Origin of the sequence: Ureibacillus thermosphaericus, assembly GCF_002370195.2 — a bacterium.
In the GTDB taxonomy this organism is placed as follows: domain Bacteria; phylum Bacillota; class Bacilli; order Bacillales_A; family Planococcaceae; genus Ureibacillus; species Ureibacillus thermosphaericus.
Genome location: NZ_AP018335.1, coordinates 242,343 through 260,541, shown reverse-complemented (window position 1 = coordinate 260,541; position 18,199 = coordinate 242,343). Strand labels below are relative to the sequence as shown.

General features: G+C 41.3%; 18 protein-coding genes, 3 tRNA genes and 3 rRNA genes. 14 read left to right on the top strand and 10 right to left on the bottom strand.

Annotated features, from left to right (window positions below; genetic code table 11):
• Positions 1-6 precede the first annotated feature (6 nt).
• The 6 genes from UtA1_RS01235 to rrf all read left to right on the top strand — a co-directional run bounded on the left by UtA1_RS01235 (position 7) and on the right by rrf (position 5,443).
• Positions 7-78: transfer RNA gene (locus tag UtA1_RS01235), tRNA-Lys, on the top strand.
• Between the two features lie 67 nt (positions 79-145).
• Positions 146-231: transfer RNA gene (locus tag UtA1_RS01230), tRNA-Leu, on the top strand.
• 39 nt (positions 232-270) lie between these two features.
• A tRNA-Gly gene (locus UtA1_RS01225) sits at positions 271-344 on the top strand.
• 132 nt (positions 345-476) lie between these two features.
• Positions 477-2,029: ribosomal RNA gene (locus UtA1_RS01220) — 16S ribosomal RNA — on the top strand.
• A 303-nt stretch (positions 2,030-2,332) separates the two neighbouring features.
• Positions 2,333-5,259: ribosomal RNA gene (locus UtA1_RS01215) — 23S ribosomal RNA — on the top strand.
• A 68-nt stretch (positions 5,260-5,327) separates the two neighbouring features.
• Positions 5,328-5,443 (top strand): 5S ribosomal RNA (gene rrf, locus UtA1_RS01210).
• The 16S, 23S and 5S rRNA genes sit together here with 3 tRNA genes alongside, the layout of an rRNA operon.
• Before the next feature lie 1,034 nt (positions 5,444-6,477).
• On the opposite strand, the gene UtA1_RS17995 is transcribed toward rrf, so the two are convergent.
• The 4 genes from UtA1_RS17995 to UtA1_RS17415 form a co-directional block, all read right to left on the bottom strand.
• Complete coding sequence (locus tag UtA1_RS17995) at positions 6,478-6,570, bottom strand: hypothetical protein (protein WP_408647335.1); 93 nt, start codon at positions 6,568-6,570, stop codon at positions 6,478-6,480.
• Between the two features lie 153 nt (positions 6,571-6,723).
• Positions 6,724-7,044, bottom strand: coding sequence for a transposase (locus tag UtA1_RS17425; protein ID WP_197722737.1), 321 nt, complete (start codon positions 7,042-7,044; stop codon positions 6,724-6,726).
• A gap of 275 nt (positions 7,045-7,319) precedes the next feature.
• Positions 7,320-7,406 carry a transposase family protein gene (locus UtA1_RS17990; protein ID WP_126434555.1) on the bottom strand — a complete coding sequence of 29 codons (87 nt, stop codon included), beginning with the start codon at positions 7,404-7,406 and terminating at the stop codon, positions 7,320-7,322.
• Between the two features lies 1 nt (position 7,407).
• Positions 7,408-7,617: a hypothetical protein gene (locus UtA1_RS17415; protein ID WP_197722736.1), complete on the bottom strand. Its 210-nt coding sequence runs from the start codon at positions 7,615-7,617 to the stop codon at positions 7,408-7,410.
• 514 nt (positions 7,618-8,131) lie between these two features.
• Here UtA1_RS17415 and UtA1_RS01200 point away from each other — a divergent pair.
• Complete coding sequence (locus UtA1_RS01200; protein ID WP_096549784.1) at positions 8,132-8,746, top strand: hypothetical protein; 615 nt, start codon at positions 8,132-8,134, stop codon at positions 8,744-8,746.
• A gap of 99 nt (positions 8,747-8,845) precedes the next feature.
• On the opposite strand, the gene UtA1_RS17985 is transcribed toward UtA1_RS01200, so the two are convergent.
• The 4 genes from UtA1_RS17985 to UtA1_RS16910 form a co-directional block, all read right to left on the bottom strand.
• Entirely contained in the window at positions 8,846-8,938 is a 93-nt protein-coding gene (locus UtA1_RS17985) for a hypothetical protein (RefSeq protein WP_408647335.1), read from the bottom strand.
• Positions 8,939-9,091: 153 nt separating this feature from the next.
• The gene (locus UtA1_RS01190; protein ID WP_172597801.1) at positions 9,092-9,412 is read right to left on the bottom strand and encodes a transposase; all 321 of its coding nucleotides are present in this window, start codon (positions 9,410-9,412) and stop codon (positions 9,092-9,094) included.
• A gap of 275 nt (positions 9,413-9,687) precedes the next feature.
• Complete coding sequence (locus UtA1_RS17980; RefSeq protein ID WP_126434555.1) at positions 9,688-9,774, bottom strand: transposase family protein; 87 nt, start codon at positions 9,772-9,774, stop codon at positions 9,688-9,690.
• Between the two features lies 1 nt (position 9,775).
• Positions 9,776-9,919 (bottom strand): hypothetical protein, encoded by a 144-nt coding sequence (locus tag UtA1_RS16910; protein ID WP_172597800.1) that lies wholly within the window; start codon positions 9,917-9,919, stop codon positions 9,776-9,778.
• A 343-nt stretch (positions 9,920-10,262) separates the two neighbouring features.
• Between UtA1_RS16910 and tsaE the strand changes: the two genes are divergently transcribed.
• Genes tsaE through tsaD form a run of 4 tightly spaced genes read left to right on the top strand, consistent with a single transcriptional unit; the run spans position 10,263 to position 12,887 of the window.
• Positions 10,263-10,712: a tRNA (adenosine(37)-N6)-threonylcarbamoyltransferase complex ATPase subunit type 1 TsaE gene (tsaE, locus tag UtA1_RS01180; RefSeq protein WP_096549783.1), complete on the top strand. Its 450-nt coding sequence runs from the start codon at positions 10,263-10,265 to the stop codon at positions 10,710-10,712.
• Positions 10,709-11,416, top strand: a complete 708-nt coding sequence (tsaB, locus tag UtA1_RS01175; protein WP_096549782.1) for a tRNA (adenosine(37)-N6)-threonylcarbamoyltransferase complex dimerization subunit type 1 TsaB — start codon at positions 10,709-10,711, stop codon at positions 11,414-11,416. Before tsaE ends, tsaB begins: the two co-directional genes overlap by 4 nt.
• Positions 11,413-11,856 (top strand): ribosomal protein S18-alanine N-acetyltransferase, encoded by a 444-nt coding sequence (gene rimI, locus UtA1_RS01170; protein WP_096549781.1) that lies wholly within the window; start codon positions 11,413-11,415, stop codon positions 11,854-11,856. The genes tsaB and rimI overlap by 4 nt, the downstream gene beginning before the upstream one ends.
• Positions 11,856-12,887: a tRNA (adenosine(37)-N6)-threonylcarbamoyltransferase complex transferase subunit TsaD gene (gene tsaD / locus UtA1_RS01165; RefSeq protein ID WP_016839628.1), complete on the top strand. Its 1,032-nt coding sequence runs from the start codon at positions 11,856-11,858 to the stop codon at positions 12,885-12,887. Before rimI ends, tsaD begins: the two co-directional genes overlap by 1 nt.
• A gap of 448 nt (positions 12,888-13,335) precedes the next feature.
• On the opposite strand, the gene UtA1_RS01160 is transcribed toward tsaD, so the two are convergent.
• Positions 13,336-15,279, bottom strand: coding sequence for an ABC transporter ATP-binding protein (locus tag UtA1_RS01160; protein ID WP_096549780.1), 1,944 nt, complete (start codon positions 15,277-15,279; stop codon positions 13,336-13,338).
• 130 nt (positions 15,280-15,409) lie between these two features.
• Between UtA1_RS01160 and UtA1_RS01155 the strand changes: the two genes are divergently transcribed.
• The 3 genes from UtA1_RS01155 (at position 15,410) to tatC (ending at position 17,280) form a co-directional block, all read left to right on the top strand.
• On the top strand, positions 15,410-16,042 hold the full coding sequence (locus tag UtA1_RS01155; RefSeq protein ID WP_096549779.1) for a redox-sensing transcriptional repressor Rex: 633 nt from the start codon (positions 15,410-15,412) through the stop codon (positions 16,040-16,042).
• Positions 16,043-16,133: 91 nt separating this feature from the next.
• A complete protein-coding gene (locus UtA1_RS01150) occupies positions 16,134-16,388 on the top strand; it encodes a twin-arginine translocase TatA/TatE family subunit (protein ID WP_096549778.1) in 255 nt (84 codons plus the stop codon).
• Between the two features lie 19 nt (positions 16,389-16,407).
• On the top strand, positions 16,408-17,280 hold the full coding sequence (gene tatC, locus UtA1_RS01145) for a twin-arginine translocase subunit TatC (protein WP_096549777.1): 873 nt from the start codon (positions 16,408-16,410) through the stop codon (positions 17,278-17,280).
• 69 nt (positions 17,281-17,349) lie between these two features.
• On the opposite strand, the gene UtA1_RS01140 is transcribed toward tatC, so the two are convergent.
• Complete coding sequence (locus UtA1_RS01140; protein WP_096549776.1) at positions 17,350-18,081, bottom strand: CPBP family intramembrane glutamic endopeptidase; 732 nt, start codon at positions 18,079-18,081, stop codon at positions 17,350-17,352.
• Positions 18,082-18,199: the final 118 nt, after the last annotated feature.

Sequence of the window (18,199 nt, the reverse complement as noted above, 5' to 3'; positions counted from 1 at the left end):
CCTTATGAGCCATTAGCTCAGTGGTAGAGCATCTGACTTTTAATCAGAGGGTCGAAGGTTCGAGTCCTTCATGGCTCACTTCTTTTATTACAAACGCTTGACAAATCAAATCGAAAGTGTATAATTAATAAAGCCACCGATAAATGCGGTCGTGGCGGAATGGCAGACGCGCTAGGTTGAGGGCCTAGTGGGGGCAACCCCGTGGAGGTTCAAGTCCTCTCGGCCGCACCAAGTGCTAATGCGAGATCTATAACAACTTTTAATAATAACGCGGGTGTAGTTTAATGGTAAAACCTCAGCCTTCCAAGCTGATGTCGTGGGTTCGATTCCCATCACCCGCTCCAATTTTATGTATTAAATAAGAATGAACCTTGAAAACTGAACAACAAAACGTTAATGTAATAAATTATCTAGTTGTTAACCCTCGTTAACAAACTAGATTCGGACATTCAATTTTTGAGCAAATCAAATTTTCTTTTATGGAGAGTTTGATCCTGGCTCAGGACGAACGCTGGCGGCGTGCCTAATACATGCAAGTCGAGCGAACCAATTGAAAGCCTAGCTTTCATGAGGTTAGCGGCGGACGGGTGAGTAACACGTGGGTAACCTGCCCTATAGACTGGGATAACTCGCGGAAACGCGTGCTAATACCGGATAACACATCAGAGTGCATGCTTTGATGTTGAAAGATGGTTCTGCTATCACTATAGGATGGGCCCGCGGCGCATTAGCTTGTTGGTGGGGTAACGGCCTACCAAGGCGACGATGCGTAGCCGACCTGAGAGGGTGATCGGCCACACTGGGACTGAGACACGGCCCAGACTCCTACGGGAGGCAGCAGTAGGGAATCTTCCACAATGGGCGAAAGCCTGATGGAGCAACGCCGCGTGAGCGAAGAAGGTCTTCGGATCGTAAAGCTCTGTTGTAAGGGAAGAACAAGTGCAGTAGTAACTGGCTGCACCTTGACGGTACCTTACTAGAAAGCCACGGCTAACTACGTGCCAGCAGCCGCGGTAATACGTAGGTGGCAAGCGTTGTCCGGAATTATTGGGCGTAAAGCGCGCGCAGGCGGTTTCTTAAGTCTGATGTGAAAGCCCCCGGCTTAACCGGGGAGGGTCATTGGAAACTGGGAGACTTGAGTGCAGGAGAGGGAAGCGGAATTCCATGTGTAGCGGTGAAATGCGTAGAGATATGGAGGAACACCAGTGGCGAAGGCGGCTTCCTGGCCTGTAACTGACGCTGAGGCGCGAAAGCGTGGGGAGCAAACAGGATTAGATACCCTGGTAGTCCACGCCGTAAACGATGAGTGCTAAGTGTTAGGGGGTTTCCACCCCTTAGTGCTGCAGCTAACGCATTAAGCACTCCGCCTGGGGAGTACGGTCGCAAGACTGAAACTCAAAGGAATTGACGGGGGCCCGCACAAGCGGTGGAGCATGTGGTTTAATTCGAAGCAACGCGAAGAACCTTACCAGGTCTTGACATCCCGCTGACCGCTATGGAGACATAGCCTTCCCTTCGGGGACAGCGGTGACAGGTGGTGCATGGTTGTCGTCAGCTCGTGTCGTGAGATGTTGGGTTAAGTCCCGCAACGAGCGCAACCCTTGTCCTTAGTTGCCATCATTCAGTTGGGCACTCTAAGGAGACTGCCGTACAAATACGGAGGAAGGTGGGGATGACGTCAAATCATCATGCCCCTTATGACCTGGGCTACACACGTGCTACAATGGACGGTACAAACGGTCGCGAAGTCGCGAGACGGAGCCAATCCGAAAAAACCGTTCTCAGTTCGGATTGCAGGCTGCAACTCGCCTGCATGAAGCCGGAATCGCTAGTAATCGCGGATCAGCATGCCGCGGTGAATACGTTCCCGGGCCTTGTACACACCGCCCGTCACACCACGAGAGTCTGTAACACCCGAAGTCGGTGAGGTAACCCTTTCGGGAGCCAGCCGCCGAAGGTGGGACAGATGATTGGGGTGAAGTCGTAACAAGGTAGCCGTATCGGAAGGTGCGGCTGGATCACCTCCTTTCTAAGGATATTTACGGAAGCATTAGCGTTTTGTGTTCAGTTTTGAAGGTTTATGACCTTCAAAGTTATAGTGTTGTTCTTTGAAAACTGGATAAACGACATTGAAAGCAAGCAATTTACTGTAAAGCGCAAACAACTAGGCTAACACGACGTAAATGCGACGTGGATTAAAGCCGTAAGGGTTGCGAGACGCAAGCAAGACAAGGAAATGAGCGAGTGAGAACCGGAGTGTACTATATGCGTACATGAGGATTCGAACGAGCGAAATTGACGAAGTATTGCGCAGCGTATCGAAAGCCTTAAAGGTTAAGTTGTTAAGGGCGCACGGTGGATGCCTTGGCACTAGGAGCCGATGAAGGACGGGACTAACACCGATATGCTTCGGGGAGCTGTAAGTAAGCTTTGATCCGGAGATTTCCGAATGGGGGAACCCACTGTTCGTAATGGAACAGTATCTTAACGTGAATCCATAGCGTTAAGAAGGCACACCCAGGGAACTGAAACATCTAAGTACCTGGAGGAGAAGAAAGAAAAATCGATTCCCTGAGTAGCGGCGAGCGAAACGGGAACAGCCCAAACCAAGAGGCTTGCCTCTTGGGGTTGTAGGACACTCTATACGGAGTTACAAAAGGATGGGTTAGATGAACCGTTCTGGAAAGGACGGCCAGAGAAGGTAAAAGCCCTGTAGTCGAAAATCCATCCTCTCCTGAGTGGATCCTGAGTACGGCGGAACACGTGAAATTCCGTCGGAATCCGGGAGGACCATCTCCCAAGGCTAAATACTCCCTAGTGACCGATAGTGAACCAGTACCGTGAGGGAAAGGTGAAAAGCACCCCGGGAGGGGAGTGAAAGAGAACCTGAAACCGTGTGCCTACAAGTAGTCAGAGCCCGTTAACGGGTGATGGCGTGCCTTTTGTAGAATGAACCGGCGAGTTACGATTACGTGCAAGGTTAAGCAGAAAATGCGGAGCCGCAGCGAAAGCGAGTCTGAATAGGGCGTTATGAGTACGTGGTCGTAGACCCGAAACCAGGTGATCTACCCATGTCCAGGGTGAAGGTGAGGTAACACTCACTGGAGGCCCGAACCCACGCACGTTGAAAAGTGCGGGGATGAGGTGTGGGTAGCGGAGAAATTCCAATCGAACTTGGAGATAGCTGGTTCTCTCCGAAATAGCTTTAGGGCTAGCCTCGTGTGAAGAATACTGGAGGTAGAGCACTGTTTGGACTAGGGGCCCACCTCGGGTTACCGAATTCAGATAAACTCCGAATGCCAGCTATTTATACACGGGAGTCAGACTACGAGTGATAAGATCCGTGGTCAAAAGGGAAACAGCCCAGACCACCAGCTAAGGTCCCAAAGTAATCGTTAAGTGGAAAAGGATGTGGCGTTGCTTAGACAACCAGGATGTTGGCTTAGAAGCAGCCATCATTTAAAGAGTGCGTAATAGCTCACTGGTCGAGTGACGCTGCGCCGAAAATGTATCGGGGCTAAACGATTCACCGAAGCTGTGGATTCGTGCGTTGCACGAGTGGTAGGAGAGCGTTCTAAGTGCGTCGAAGTCAGACCGGAAGGACTGGTGGAGCGCTTAGAAGTGAGAATGCCGGTATGAGTAGCGAAAGATGGGTGAGAATCCCATCCACCGAATGACTAAGGTTTCCTGAGGAAGGCTCGTCCGCTCAGGGTTAGTCGGGACCTAAGTCGAGGCCGAAAGGCGTAGACGATGGACAACAGGTTGATATTCCTGTACCACCTCCCCGCCGTTTGAGTGATGGGGGGACGCAGGAGGATAGGGAATGCACGCCGTTGGTCGAGCGTGTCCAAGCAGCAAGGCGTGGAAGTAGGCAAATCCGCTTCCTAATACGCCGAGCTGTGATGGGGAGCGCGTTATGCGCGAAGTTCCTGATTTCACACTGCCAAGAAAAGCCTCTAGCGAGGCGGGAGGTGCCCGTACCGCAAACCGACACAGGTAGTCGAGGAGAGAATCCTAAGGTGAGCGAGAGAACTCTCGTTAAGGAACTCGGCAAAATGACCCCGTAACTTCGGGAGAAGGGGTGCTCATTGGGGTGCAAGCCCTGATGAGCCGCAGTGAATAGGCCCAGGCGACTGTTTAGCAAAAACACAGGTCTCTGCAAAACCGTAAGGTGAAGTATAGGGGCTGACGCCTGCCCGGTGCTGGAAGGTTAAGAGGAGGAGTTAGCGCAAGCGAAGCTCCGAATTGAAGCCCCAGTAAACGGCGGCCGTAACTATAACGGTCCTAAGGTAGCGAAATTCCTTGTCGGGTAAGTTCCGACCCGCACGAAAGGCGTAACGATCTGGGCACTGTCTCAACGAGAGACTCGGTGAAATTATAGTACCTGTGAAGATGCAGGTTACCCGCGACAGGACGGAAAGACCCCGTGGAGCTTTACTGTAACCTGATATTGAATTTCGGTGCAACTTGTACAGGATAGGTAGGAGCCGTAGAAGGGGGAGCGCCAGCTTCCCTGGAGGCGCCCTTGGGATACTACCCTGGTTGTACTGAAATTCTAACCCGCAAGCCTGATCGGCTTGGGAGACAGTGTCAGGTGGACAGTTTGACTGGGGCGGTCGCCTCCTAAAAGGTAACGGAGGCGCCCAAAGGTTCCCTCAGAATGGTTGGAAATCATTCGCAGAGTGTAAAGGCATAAGGGAGCTTGACTGCGAGACCTACAAGTCGAGCAGGGTCGAAAGACGGGCTTAGTGATCCGGTGGTTCCGCATGGAAGGGCCATCGCTCAACGGATAAAAGCTACCCCGGGGATAACAGGCTTATCTCCCCCAAGAGTCCACATCGACGGGGAGGTTTGGCACCTCGATGTCGGCTCATCGCATCCTGGGGCTGTAGTCGGTCCCAAGGGTTGGGCTGTTCGCCCATTAAAGCGGTACGCGAGCTGGGTTCAGAACGTCGTGAGACAGTTCGGTCCCTATCCGTCGTGGGCGTAGGAAATTTGAGAGGAGCTGTCCTTAGTACGAGAGGACCGGGATGGACACACCGCTGGTGTACCAGTTGTCTTGCCAAAGGCACCGCTGGGTAGCTATGTGTGGACGGGATAAGTGCTGAAAGCATCTAAGCATGAAGCCCCCCTCAAGATGAGATTTCCCATTGCATAAGCAAGTAAGATCCCTCAAAGACGATGAGGTAGATAGGTCCGAGGTGGAAGCACGGTGACGTGTGGAGCTGACGGATACTAATCGATCGAGGACTTAACCAATCATTTCAATGTCGTTATCCAGTTTTGAGAGAATAACCTCTCTGAAATTACATACATAATCAAATGAGTCTAGTGACGATGGCAAAGAGGTCACACCCGTTCCCATACCGAACACGGAAGTTAAGCTCTTTAGCGCCGATGGTAGTAAGGGGCTTCCCCTTGTGAGAGTAGGACGTTGCTAGGCTCAAAAAGCTATTACTGACGTAAGGTCGGTAGTGGCTTTTTTTATGCCCCTTACTACCAAGGACTGAAAGTCCGATCGGCGCGATAGAGGAGTGGCATTTAAAACGAAAGCAAAACAATTATTTGGAGAAGACGAGAAGCACGGAGACCAAGAAGTTCAAGGAAGCGAGGCAGCCCGGAGCGGAGCGTACTGTGTACGTGAGCACCGGACTGCCGAAGGTGACGCAGAAATTCGCCGGTCAACGTGCTTCGGAGTTAGCGCCGATGGTAGTTAAGGGGTCCCCTTGTGAGAGTAGGACGTTGCTAGGCTCAAAAAGCTATTACTGACGTAAGGTCGGTAGTGGCTTTTTTTATGCCCCTTACTACCAAGGACTGAAAGTCCGATCGGCGCGATAGAGGAGTGGCATTTAAAACGAAAGCAAAACAATTATTTGGAGAAGACGAGAAGCACGGAGACCAAGAAGTTCAAGGAAGCGAGGCAGCCCGGAGCGGAGCGTACTGTGTACGTGAGCACCGGACTGCCGAAGGTGACGCAGAAATTCGCCGGTCAACGTGCTTCGGAGTTAGCGCCGATGGTAGTAAGGGGCTTCCCCTTGTGAGAGTAGGACGTTGCTAGGCTCAAAAAGCTATTACTGACGTAAGGTCGGTAGTGGCTTTTTTTTATGCCCCTTACTACCAAGGACTGAAAGTCCGATCGGTGCGATAGAGGAGTGGCATTTAAAACGAAAGCAAAACAATTATTTGGAGAAGACGAGAAGCACGGAGACCAAGAAGTTCAAGGAAGCGAGGCAGCCCGGAGCGGAGCGTACTGTGTACGTGAGCACCGGACTGCCGAAGGTGACGCAGAAATTCGCCGGTCAACGTGCTTCGGAGTTAGCGCCGATGGTAGTTAAGGGGTCCCCTTGTGAGAGATAGACGAGCGCTTTGCAAAAATTGGTTCTTTGTCAAATGGTGTTGGTGAATAAATTTTAGTGACATTATTTGGTGATATATAAGATATATAATCGGATGGCTTAGGGGAAATTCGAGATTCCCCTAAGCGGTTTTTATTTTCGCTAAGTTTTGGGTAATGAATATTCGGTTTCTAAAGTGATAGAAGGATCGATAACCGAAAGAAATGCGTTTCATCACCTTGATTTTGTTATGAATTCCCTCTAAAATGCCGTTGTTATTAATCGTATTTCAACGTATTCTCGACGTCATTGATGGATTTGTTGATTGTCTTGATGGCGGGTTTCATATAGCGGGAAACGATATTTTGTTTATTCTCTAATGTTTTCTTTAGGAGCTCAAAGTCTTTGATTTTGATGCAATGTTGCACGTATTGATATAACTCAAAGGAGCCTCCAGTATTTTTTTCAATTTATTGTAATTCTTTTTATCCCGATTCATGACGTTGATGCGCGTTTTGTTTAAAGCTCTGCTAAATAGTTGGAGGATATGGAATTTGTCGAGTATGATTTCTGCTTTAGGGAAAACTTCTTGGATTAAGGAAATATAAGGGCTGTACATATCGATGACAATCGTTTTTACCGCATCTCTCGCCTTCTTGGAATACCGTAAGAAATACTCTTTGAGGACATGTAATCTTCGGTCCTCCACGATATCCACCTTTCAGAGTCGCAGAAAATAAAGGACATCGCTCCAGCTGCGGATTTCACTGATTTAAACTCATCAAAACACAAATGCTGTGGAAGGTAGTGAACATTTGGTTGATAGTAGCTATAAAAGCTGTCGATGACTCGACTGACAGTGGCATGAGATACATTGTGTTTGATGGCAATATCTTTTTCGGATATTTTATCTTTGGCGTTTAAAGTAATCGATACTTTAGTATTGTTGGAAATACAACAGTTTTTAGCCACGACGCTCGTTTTTCAAGTAAACGTGGCATGACAATGTTTACAGAAATAACGCTGTTTACGCAATTTTAAGTAGGTATGAAAACCTGAAACACTAGGCATTTTAATGAGAGACGTTTAAACCGTGTTTAATGATTTGATCATCGAAGACATGGCCACAAGCATAGCACGCTTTTGGTTGGTAAGTTAATTGGCCATAAAAGACTTTTGATTGGACCCCATTAATGAGTTCTTCTGCACAAAAATTTTCATCAAATGTGATATTTTTATCTTTAATATTTAATAAATTACGTATAGAATAATGATGAGACATGTGACATCACTCCTTGTAAATGTGGTTTTGGTCGATTACATTTTACCAGAGTTTTGTCACTGTCTCATTTTTTTGTTCAAAAAAATTGGTGCTGGTTGTATCCACCAACACCAAATATTATAGAGCCGAGAAAACTCGTTATTTGGAAAACTAATTACTCTCCAATAACGAGTTTTTTTATTTAAATGTCTTTATATTAATTTTAATATTCTATTCATTTTTATTTCTAGTAATAAAAGAGTGTATTGCTAGCATAAGTAGAATAGATGGTAATATATACCATAACGAACCTCTTTCGAAAAAGTATTTAAATTCAGGTATAAATACCATATTTTCTGAAATGTACATGAACATGAAAAATGAACTTACTAATAGAATAGCTTCAGGTATATTAATAACTTTTTTAATAGGAATTCCTCCTTTTATAAAAATATACTTAATTATACCATATTATACTTTAACTGTAAAAAATATATGTTGTAATATGGATAATCAATAAAAAAGGAGTGGTTTAATGAAGTTCAAAGTCTTATTATTTCTTCTAAGTTCTTTCTTGTTTTTGTCATTTGGTATTAATCAAGAGGTATCAGCATCAGTTTTAACAAAAGATTTGAAAGATACAGCAATTGCTGATAGTAAAGTTGAGTTTGAACCTGCGGTTGACTATGAAAATTTACAAGTTACTAATGATGATGGCTCAATTATTCTTTTTGACAATCTAGAAGACATGGAAATTTATTTGACGACTTCAAAAGAATCACAATCAGGTATCGGTATTAATTGGTATGGCGAGACTGTAGTAGGTACAGAATATAAATGGTTCCACTTTATGGGATATTCTAAACATACTCCTAGTTGGAGAAAGGCATCTGAGCACCATGTAAATAGTGGAGAAACAGAAACGTTTTCTGCAACAGTTAAAACAGAATGGGGAGATGTAACAGCATCATATACTAGAACAACTGGTGTTACATCTGTAATTCCTGCTGATCCTTCTAGATACAGCAGATTAGGTGGCTTTGCAGATTTGAAAATTGAAAGAATTAAAACTACTCAACCTAGCTTTGGTACTCGTTATTCTACAAAAGTAAAAGTATTAGATACGTACATTGATGTAGTATATAAATAAAAATTTTTGGTTCTTTGTCAAATGGTGTTGGTGAATAAATTTTAGTGATATTATTTGGTAATATGTAATCGGATGGCTTAGGGGAAATTCGAGATTCCCCTAAGCGGTTTTTATTTTCGCTAAGTTTTGGGTAATGAATATTCGGTTTCTAAAGTGATAGAAGGATCGATAACCGAAAGAAATGCGTTTCATCACCTTGATTTTGTTATGAATTCCCTCTAAAATGCCGTTGTTATTAATCGTATTTCAACGTATTCTCGACGTCATTGATGGATTTGTTGATTGTCTTGATGGCGGGTTTCATATAGCGGGAAACGATATTTTGTTTATTCTCTAATGTTTTCTTTAGGAGCTCAAAGTCTTTGATTTTGATGCAATGTTGCACGTATTGATATAACTCAAAGGAGCTTCCAGTATTTTTTTCAATTTATTGTAATTCTTTTTATCCCGATTCATGCCGTTGATGCGCGTTTTGTTTAAAGCTCTGCTAAATAGTTGGAGGATATGGAATTTGTCGAGTATGATTTCTGCTTTAGGGAAAACTTCTTGGATTAAGGAAATATAAGGGCTGTACATATCGATGACAATCGTTTTTACCGCATCTCTCGCCTTCTTGGAATACCGTAAGAAATACTCTTTGAGGACATGTAATCTTCGGTCCTCCACGATATCCACCTTTCAGAGTCGCAGAAAATAAAGGACATCGCTCCAGCTGCGGATTTCACTGATTTAAACTCATCAAAACACAAATGCTGTGGAAGGTAGTGAACATTTGGTTGATAGTAGCTATAAAAGCTGTCGATGACTCGACTGACAGTGGCATGAGATACATTGTGTTTGATGGCAATATCTTTTTCGGATATTTTATCTTTGGCGTTTAAAGTAATCGATACTTTAGTATTGTTGGAAATACAACAGTTTTTAGCCACGACGCTCGTTTTTCAAGTAAACGTGGCATGACAATGTTTACAGAAATAACGCTGTTTACGCAATTTTAAGTAGGTATGAAAACCTGAAACACTAGGCATTTTAATGAGAGACGTTTAAACCGTGTTTAATGATTTGATCATCGAAGACATGGCCACAAGCATAGCACGCTTTTGGTTGGTAAGTTAATTGGCCATAAAAGACTTTTGATTGGACCCCTTTAATGAGTTCTTCTGCACATAACATCACCGAATCCACCATGTCATAAAAGCAAGTAAAGAATAAATATATTAGTAATATCCCTTTTTGAGGTGGAAAAATGAGACGGTTAAGAAGAAATATAATGGTGATAATTTTTATATTAATTGCAAGTCTTATTCATTTTATCTTTCATTATTTTCTTCAATAAGTGGATAGGGAAACGCATCTCTCTATAAAATGAAAACAATTTATTTCTAGATAAGAAATGAATGAGTTACTATATAGAGAGATGTTTTTTTTTTTGGATTTATAAATGATACATTTTGAATTAATGAATTCTTTTAGATAAACTATTGTTAATGTTAGGGTGAGAGGATACGTGAAGACGATGTACGAAAAGGAAGTGCATTCTTTAGAAGAAACAAATCAACTTGGAATTCGTTTAGCGAATTTACTTGAGCCGGGAGATAATCTAACATTTGAAGGGGATTTAGGTGCCGGGAAAACAACATTTATTCAAGCTTTAGCGAAAGGACTTGGTATTTCCCGAACAGTGAATAGCCCTACTTTTACAATCATGAAACAATATGAAGGGAAGTTGCCGCTTAATCACTTAGATGTGTATCGTTTAGAAAATAGTGATGAAGATTTAGGATGGGATGAAATATTTTATGGTGATGCGGTAACGGTAATTGAATGGGCACATTTAATTGAGGAAAATCTACCGGATGAAAGATTAGATATTGAAATTCAACGAATTGATGAAAATAAAAGAAAATTTATATTTAGACCAATAGGAAAACGGTATGAACGATTATGTGAGGAGTTATTTACATGATTTGGTTAGGAATTGAAACATCAAACGCTCCACTTTCCGTCGCTATCGTAAGAGACGGAGAAGTGCTTTCAGAAATAGTACAAAATACAAAATCAACACATTCTGTTACTTGTATGCCAACAATAGAAGAGGTATTTCGAAAAACTAACTTAAAACCTGTTGATATTGATGCCGTAGCGGTTTCCGAAGGTCCTGGTTCGTATACTGGGCTAAGAATCGGGGTAACGATTGCAAAAACGTTATCTTGGACTTTAAAGAAACCATTAGTTGGCATATCAAGTCTAAAAGTGCTTGCAAGTAATGTTGAATTGTTTGATGGCATTATTTGCACGATGTTTGATGCTAGAAGAAAGAATGTATACGCTGCAGTATATAAAGGGAAAGAATTGAAAACGATTATTCCAGAACATCATGGATCTTTGGAAGAACTGTTGCAACAGTTAAAAGAGTATCAAGAAACAATTATGTTTGTTGGTTCAGATGTGAAAAAATTTAAGGAAGAGATTCAATCCGTTTTAGGTGAACAGGCTAAATTTGCACCGCCTTCACTTAACTTACCGAGAGCTTCAAAATTAATCGAATTAGCTGAAAAAGAACCATTGCCAACATTAGAAATGGTTCATTCCTTTGTGCCAAAATATCATCGTTTAGCTGAAGCAGAGGCAAATTGGTTAAAAGCACATCAAAAGGAGCAAAAAGGATGATTCACTATCGAAAAATGACGGCACAAGATGTGGAGGCAGTGCATGCGATAGAGGTTGAATCGTTTCCAACTCCTTGGACCGAGGATTCTTTTCATTACGAAATGAGAGAAAATCCCTTTGCTCATTACATTGTAGCAGAAGATGACCATGGAACAATTGTTGGATATTGCGGTATCTGGATTGTCGTTGATTCTGCTCAAATTACTAATGTGGCGGTTACTGAAAAATCAAGAGGACAAGGCATTGGTGAAGGGCTTATGCGAGAGGCAATGAGAGTAGCGAAAGAACACAATGCGGAAACGATGAGTTTAGAAGTACGTGTATCAAACATAGTGGCACAAAATTTATACCGAAAGCTCGGATTCCAAGATGGCGGAATTCGGAAAGGATATTATACAGATAACCAGGAAGATGCTCTAGTAATGTGGGTGAATTTATAATGGAAAACTTAATTTTAGCAATTGAAACAAGCTGTGATGAGACAGCTGCTAGCGTAATTAGAAATGGAAATGAAATTCTTTCAAACGTAGTAGCTTCACAAATCGATAGTCAAAAAAGATTTGGGGGGGTCGTACCAGAAATTGCGTCTCGCCACCATGTTGAACAAATAACGGTTGTAATTGAAGAAGCATTGGAAAAGGCAAGCATTGTACCATCAGATTTAGACGCAGTGGCAGTGACGGAAGGCCCAGGACTAGTTGGTGCATTGCTTATCGGCATTAATGCAGCAAAAGCCTTTGCCTTTGCTCACGGATTACCGATTATTGGGGTGCACCATATTGCCGGTCACATATATGCAAGTGCGCTTGTTGAACCAATGAAATTTCCTTTATTAGCACTTGTTGTATCTGGAGGGCATACGGAATTAATCTATATGAAAGAACATGGATCTTTTGAAGTCATTGGAGAAACTCGCGATGATGCGGCCGGGGAAGCTTATGATAAAGTAGCGCGGGTGTTAAATTTACCTTATCCCGGTGGTCCGCATATTGATCGAATGGCTCATGAAGCTAAAAAAGGTGTAGATTTTCCACGAGCGTGGTTAGAAGATACGTATGATTTTAGTTTTAGTGGATTAAAATCAGCTGTTATTAATTATAAACATAATTTGGAGCAAAGAGGACAATCAATTGTGCCTGAAGAAGTCGCAAAAGGCTTCCAAGACAGTGTTGTAGAAGTATTGACAACTAAAACGATAAAAGCAGCTAAGGAATTAGGGGTTAAACAAGTAATAGTAGCTGGTGGTGTTTCTGCAAATCGTGGATTGCGAGAAAGTTTAAGTAAAGCGCTTGAACAGGAAGGGATACCATTTACGGCTCCACCACTTTCTTTATGCACAGATAATGCAGCAATGATTGGCGCCTGTGCGGCTTACATGTTTGAAGCGGGAGTAAGATCCGATTTATCGATGAATGGTTTGCCAGGGAAAGAATTGAAAAGTTGGAGTAATACAGACGACAAACTTCGATAAAAGTATAATATTTTCTTCAGAAAAAGATGGGGTATGACATGAAGTCATATCCTTTTTATTTATACACAAAATTATACACAGAATTAAAATAATATTTTTCTTAAAACTTATTCGCAAGTTTGTGAATAGTTTTCTTTTTTTGTCAAGACGAACATTCGTACTTATGCACAATCTGTGTATAACTTGTGGATAACCTGTGATAAAGCTGTGAAAAATCAATATATTGTGTGTATTTTTCCAGAACGAAGTGTGGATTTTTTTTCTGGTGATGTGGATAATGTGGAAAAGGCTGTTGATATGTTGGTATCACTGAGTTTTTATTGTGAATAAAACTGTGGGGAAAATTTATCGAAATTTGTCTATTGACCAAGATATATGTAATATTCGAAAACAAGATTCATGTTTTCCATATATAAATGAAAAGCTACCTGAATATTATTCAGGTAGCTTAAATTTTCAGGTTTTCCAATTCTTCTTGTAGTTCAAGCCATTGAGTTTCGAGCTCGCTGTGAGATTGCTTTAACGAATCCAGTTTATTTTGGAGCTCTAATGCCTTTTCGTAATCACTAAAAATCTCTGGTTCACAAAGCTTCAGTTCGATATTGTTAATTTCCTCTTCATAATTGGACATTTCTTTTTCAAGCTCTTCAATTTTTCTTCGAATTTGACGCTCTCGTTTTTTGACTTCTTTGTTTACTGAAGATGGATGCTGGATTTTGATTTCTTCCTGTTTTGCTTCATGCTTTGTTTCATTCAGTTCAGCTAATTCCATTAATTCTTGTTTTTTCTCTACATAATAATCATAATCACCTAAATACTCAAATGTGCCTGTGGCGGATAGTTCAACGACTTTTGTAGCAATTTTATTCATGAAATAACGGTCATGGGAAACGAATAGTATCGTTCCGGGATAGTCCATCAACGCATTTTCTAATACTTCTTTACTGTCTAAATCAAGATGGTTTGTTGGTTCATCTAATACAAGGAAATTTGCTTTTTGCAACATGAGTTTTGCTAAGGCAAGGCGTGCTTTTTCCCCACCGGATAATGTATTAACAAGTTTTAGTACATCATCGCCACTAAATAAAAATTGACCTAAAACGGAACGAATTTCTTTTTCATTCATTAACGGCCATTCATCCCAAAGTTCATTTAAAACGGTTTTATTACTATCGAGTTTTGCTTGTTCTTGATCGTAATAGCCAATTTTAACGTTCGTTCCATAACGAATGCTTCCAGACAGTGGAGATAAATCTTTGACAATGGTTTTTAATAGAGTGGATTTTCCGACTCCGTTCGGTCCTACTATCGCAACTCGATCTTGTCGGAAGATGCGCAAATAGATATTTTCAGAAATCATTTGATTTTGCTCATATCCAATTGATAAATCATCGATTGATAGTACATCATTGCCGCTTTGTCTTTCGATATCAAATCCAAATTTTGCTGATTTTTCATCACCAATTGGGGCATCCATCCATTGGATACGTTCCAACATTTTTCTTCGGCTTTTTGCAAGTTTTGCTGTAGAAGCACGTGCGATATTTTTTTGAATAAAGGCTTCAAGTTTCGCTTTTTCATCTTGCTGTTGCTCATACATTTTTAAATCGCGTTCATATTGTTTTGCTTTTTGGTCCAAATAATCGCTATAATTTCCTATATACTTTGTTACGCGAGTTCTTGATACTTCATAAACGATATTGACGATTTGATCGAGAAAATAACGATCGTGAGAAACGATTAAAATGGCACCTGTATAAGCTTTTAAATAATTTTCAAGCCAACTTAATGTTTCGATATCTAAATGGTTCGTAGGCTCGTCTAAAATCAGTAAATCCGGTTTACTTAGTAGCAATTTTGCAAGGGCAAGTCGTGTTCGTTGACCACCCGATAAGGAAGAAACAGGTTTATCATACATGTCGGGGAAGAATTTCATACCATGGAGTACGGAACGTGTATCTGCTTCATATTGATAGCCACCTGCTTCTTTAAAAGAATGTTGTAGTTGATCATATTCTGCCATAATACGAGAGTAATTAGTTGGACTCTCATACACGGATGGGTCAGCCATTTGTTGTTCTAATTCGCGAAGTCGCATTTCTTGTTTTTTTAACGGTTCAAACACCGTCATCATTTCTTCCCAAATTGTACGTTTGGATTCAAGACCAGCATGTTGTTCTAAATACCCAATTGTTATATCTTTAGGAATAATGATTTCGCCAGAATCGTAAGACAATTGTCCAGCAATGATTTTTAATAACGTAGATTTACCCGCACCGTTGCGACCTACTAATGCGACACGGTCACGGTGTTGAACTTCTAATTTTACATCCTTTAATATTTCATCAGATAAGAATGATTTTGTTAATTGATTTACTTGAAGTATGATCATGTTTACACCTCTGTTCACTACTATTAGTGTAATAGAAGACAGGAATTCAAGCAATGTGAACGCTTTACTTATTTAGCTATGTTTAGTAATATAAAATCAATTTCGAGTTGAAGTTAACAGGGGGATTATTGTGAAAAGAGATATAAAAATTCCACAGGCGACAACAAAAAGACTTCCTCTTTATTATCGGTTTTTACAGAACTTTGCAAATGATGGAAAACAGAGAGTTTCATCTCAAGAATTAAGTGAGGCAATGAAGATTGACTCCGCTACAATTCGAAGAGATTTTTCTTATTTTGGCGCCTTAGGTAAAAAAGGATATGGATATGATGTTTTGTATTTGTTGGAATTTTTTAGACAAATTCTAGATCAAGATGAAGGCGCGAATGTCGCTCTTATTGGCGTGGGGAATTTAGGAAATGCCCTTTTGAAATATAATTTCCAAAAAAATCATAATACGAGAATCGTTGTTGCGTTCGATACAAAGGCGCCAATGGAAGGGCATGAAGTAAATGGAATCCCGGTTTATCATCCGGATCGATTAGAGGAAATGTATCAAAAATATAATGCGGAGCTTGCCATCTTGACGGTTTCTTCGCGTTCAGCCCAAGCCATTGCGGATCGCCTGGCAGCCATCAATGCAAAAGGGATATTGAATTTTACACCGGTCCGGCTGAACGTTCCGGATACGATGAAAGTGATGAATATCGATTTGGCTGTGGAATTGGAGGCTTTAATCTATTTAATTCGCAATAGTGATTGATGAAAAGTTTTCACAAACATTCATTTAATATGTAATGCAAAATGTGTCGAATTGGGGTAAAATAATTACATATTTAGAGGAGGTGGCATCAATGGTTGTGCACTTAAGTGCAATTTCACCAGCAGCTCTTGTCGTTATAGGGATTGTGGCTTTAATCATTTTTGGACCGAAAAAATTGCCTGAATTTGGACGAGCAATGGGAACGACATTGCGCGAGTTCAAAAAAGGTACGCAAGGGTTATTAGATGATAACGAAAGTACAGAAAAAAAGAATATTATTGAAATAGATCAGCAGCAAAAATCCATTGAAACAGTTGAAACGAAAGAAAGAGAACAGAATAAGTAATTTTGAGGATGTCTAGCAAATGGATCCAAAAGAACTTCCGGTTATAGAACATATAGAGGAATTAAGAAAGCGCTTAATCATATGTGCGGTTTTTTTCGTTATTGCATTATTTGCTGGATTCTACTTGGCGGAGCCAATTATCAAATACATTCAGTATGATGCAGAGCCATTTATCGAACACTTTAAGCAGAATAATGAACAGTTGGATCAATCAAATGAACTCACGTTAAATGCTTTTAAAGTGACCGATCCGCTCACCGTTTATTTGGAAGTGGCATTTTTTGTTGCATTGATTTTGACATCGCCGGTGATTTTATATCAACTTTGGGCGTTTGTTGCACCGGGATTGTATGAAGCGGAACGGAAGGCGACATTAAAATATATCCCTTACGCTTTCATCCTGTTTTTGGCGGGCGTATTGTTCGGTTATTTTATCCTTTTTCCGAATGTCATGAATTTCATGATGAATTTGTCCGAGCGGTTAGGAATTCAACAAGTGATTGGGATAAACGAATACTTTTCCTTTCTCTTCAAATTGGTGATTCCTTTTGGGCTTTTGTTTCAACTCCCGGTCATCACCCTGTTTTTATCACGGCTCGGTGTATTGAATCCGAAGTGGATGGTCAAATTCAGAAAGTATTCTTATTTCGTGCTCTTTGTGATTGCCGTACTGATTGCGCCGCCTGATTTGGTTTCGTATATCATCCTGTCGATTCCGTTGTTCATTCTATATGAATTCAGCATTGTGATTGCAAAAATCGGATACAGGAAATTTGAAAAATCGGAAGAACAGCGGTTGAAGGAAGAAAAGGAAGCGGAACAGAAACAACAGGTGGAAGCGGCACTGGCGGAACAACGCCGCCAAATCGAACAAATGAAAGAACAAAATTAAAGCCTATTTTCAATGATGTGAATTCATTGAAAATAGGCTTTTTTTTTCATCTTTAAATTCCTGCAAAAATCAATGATTGAAAAATTGTTGGATTTTATCAATGTTCAATTGCAAGTAAGTAACGAAACCATTCAACAGCATATGGGCAATAATCGGAGTAATTAAACGCTTTGTCTTATAATACAAGTAAGATAGGATAAAGCCGGTAATTGTATAAAGGATAATGTGACTGAAATCCAAATGGATGATGGCAAAGAAGATGGCACTGACAAATGCGGCCACCCAAAAGTTGTTTTGTGCTTGCATGATGGAACCGAAAATTACCCGGCGAAACACAAGTTCTTCCAGGACAGGCCCAAAAAATACGGAAGCAAAAATCATCACAGGTGCGATTTTTGTCACTTTGATAATGGCTTCCGTGTTTTCGGAGCCGGGATTGATGCCTAATGATGATTCAATTTGTACGCCGATCACTTGGCCAAGATAAATCATGAAAAACCCGACAATTCCCCAAACAATGGCCACGGGCAACGGCTTTTTTTCTCCCTTTAAGCAATTCCAAAAGTTTTTATTCCTTGAAATAAGAAGAATGGAGATGATGAATGCAATCCCCGCCGTGATGGAAGACCACCATCCGGCCAAGGCAATATTCGCTGAACTTCCTTCCAAATCAATGAAACTTAAAAAGAAGTTTTTTAGGGGAGGTATCCAAAGTAAAAAGGAAGAAAGTTGAAAAGCGATGTAAGTGATTAATACATAAAATGCTGTTTTTTGAGTTTGCAAATTTTTTGAACTGGCCAATCGTATGATTCCCTCTTTCCCGAAAAAATGTTTAAAATGTAATTGGAGGCATAAACTGACAAGTGTGATTGCTTCTTTTTACTAACCATATTCTATTGTAGAGGAAGATAGAAAGAAA

Excerpts from the sequence above, each read along its gene's own strand:
- tsaB (WP_096549782.1), top strand. The coding sequence starts at position 10,709 with ATGATTTGGTTAGGAATTGAAACATCAAACGCTCCACTTTCCGTCGCT.
- UtA1_RS01150 (WP_096549778.1), top strand. The coding sequence starts at position 16,134 with ATGGTTGTGCACTTAAGTGCAATTTCACCAGCAGCTCTTGTCGTTATA.
- UtA1_RS16910 (WP_172597800.1), bottom strand. The coding sequence starts at position 9,919 with ATGTTATGTGCAGAAGAACTCATTAAAGGGGTCCAATCAAAAGTCTTT.
- UtA1_RS01200 (WP_096549784.1), top strand. The coding sequence starts at position 8,132 with ATGAAGTTCAAAGTCTTATTATTTCTTCTAAGTTCTTTCTTGTTTTTG.
- rimI (WP_096549781.1), top strand. The coding sequence starts at position 11,413 with ATGATTCACTATCGAAAAATGACGGCACAAGATGTGGAGGCAGTGCAT.
- UtA1_RS17980 (WP_126434555.1), bottom strand. The coding sequence starts at position 9,774 with ATGCCTAGTGTTTCAGGTTTTCATACCTACTTAAAATTGCGTAAACAG.
- UtA1_RS17995 (WP_408647335.1), bottom strand. The coding sequence starts at position 6,570 with ATGAAACGCATTTCTTTCGGTTATCGATCCTTCTATCACTTTAGAAAC.
- UtA1_RS17415 (WP_197722736.1), bottom strand. The coding sequence starts at position 7,617 with ATGTCTCATCATTATTCTATACGTAATTTATTAAATATTAAAGATAAA.
- UtA1_RS17985 (WP_408647335.1), bottom strand. The coding sequence starts at position 8,938 with ATGAAACGCATTTCTTTCGGTTATCGATCCTTCTATCACTTTAGAAAC.
- UtA1_RS01160 (WP_096549780.1), bottom strand. The coding sequence starts at position 15,279 with ATGATCATACTTCAAGTAAATCAATTAACAAAATCATTCTTATCTGAT.
- UtA1_RS17990 (WP_126434555.1), bottom strand. The coding sequence starts at position 7,406 with ATGCCTAGTGTTTCAGGTTTTCATACCTACTTAAAATTGCGTAAACAG.
- tsaE (WP_096549783.1), top strand. The coding sequence starts at position 10,263 with ATGTACGAAAAGGAAGTGCATTCTTTAGAAGAAACAAATCAACTTGGA.
- tatC (WP_096549777.1), top strand. The coding sequence starts at position 16,408 with ATGGATCCAAAAGAACTTCCGGTTATAGAACATATAGAGGAATTAAGA.
- tsaD (WP_016839628.1), top strand. The coding sequence starts at position 11,856 with ATGGAAAACTTAATTTTAGCAATTGAAACAAGCTGTGATGAGACAGCT.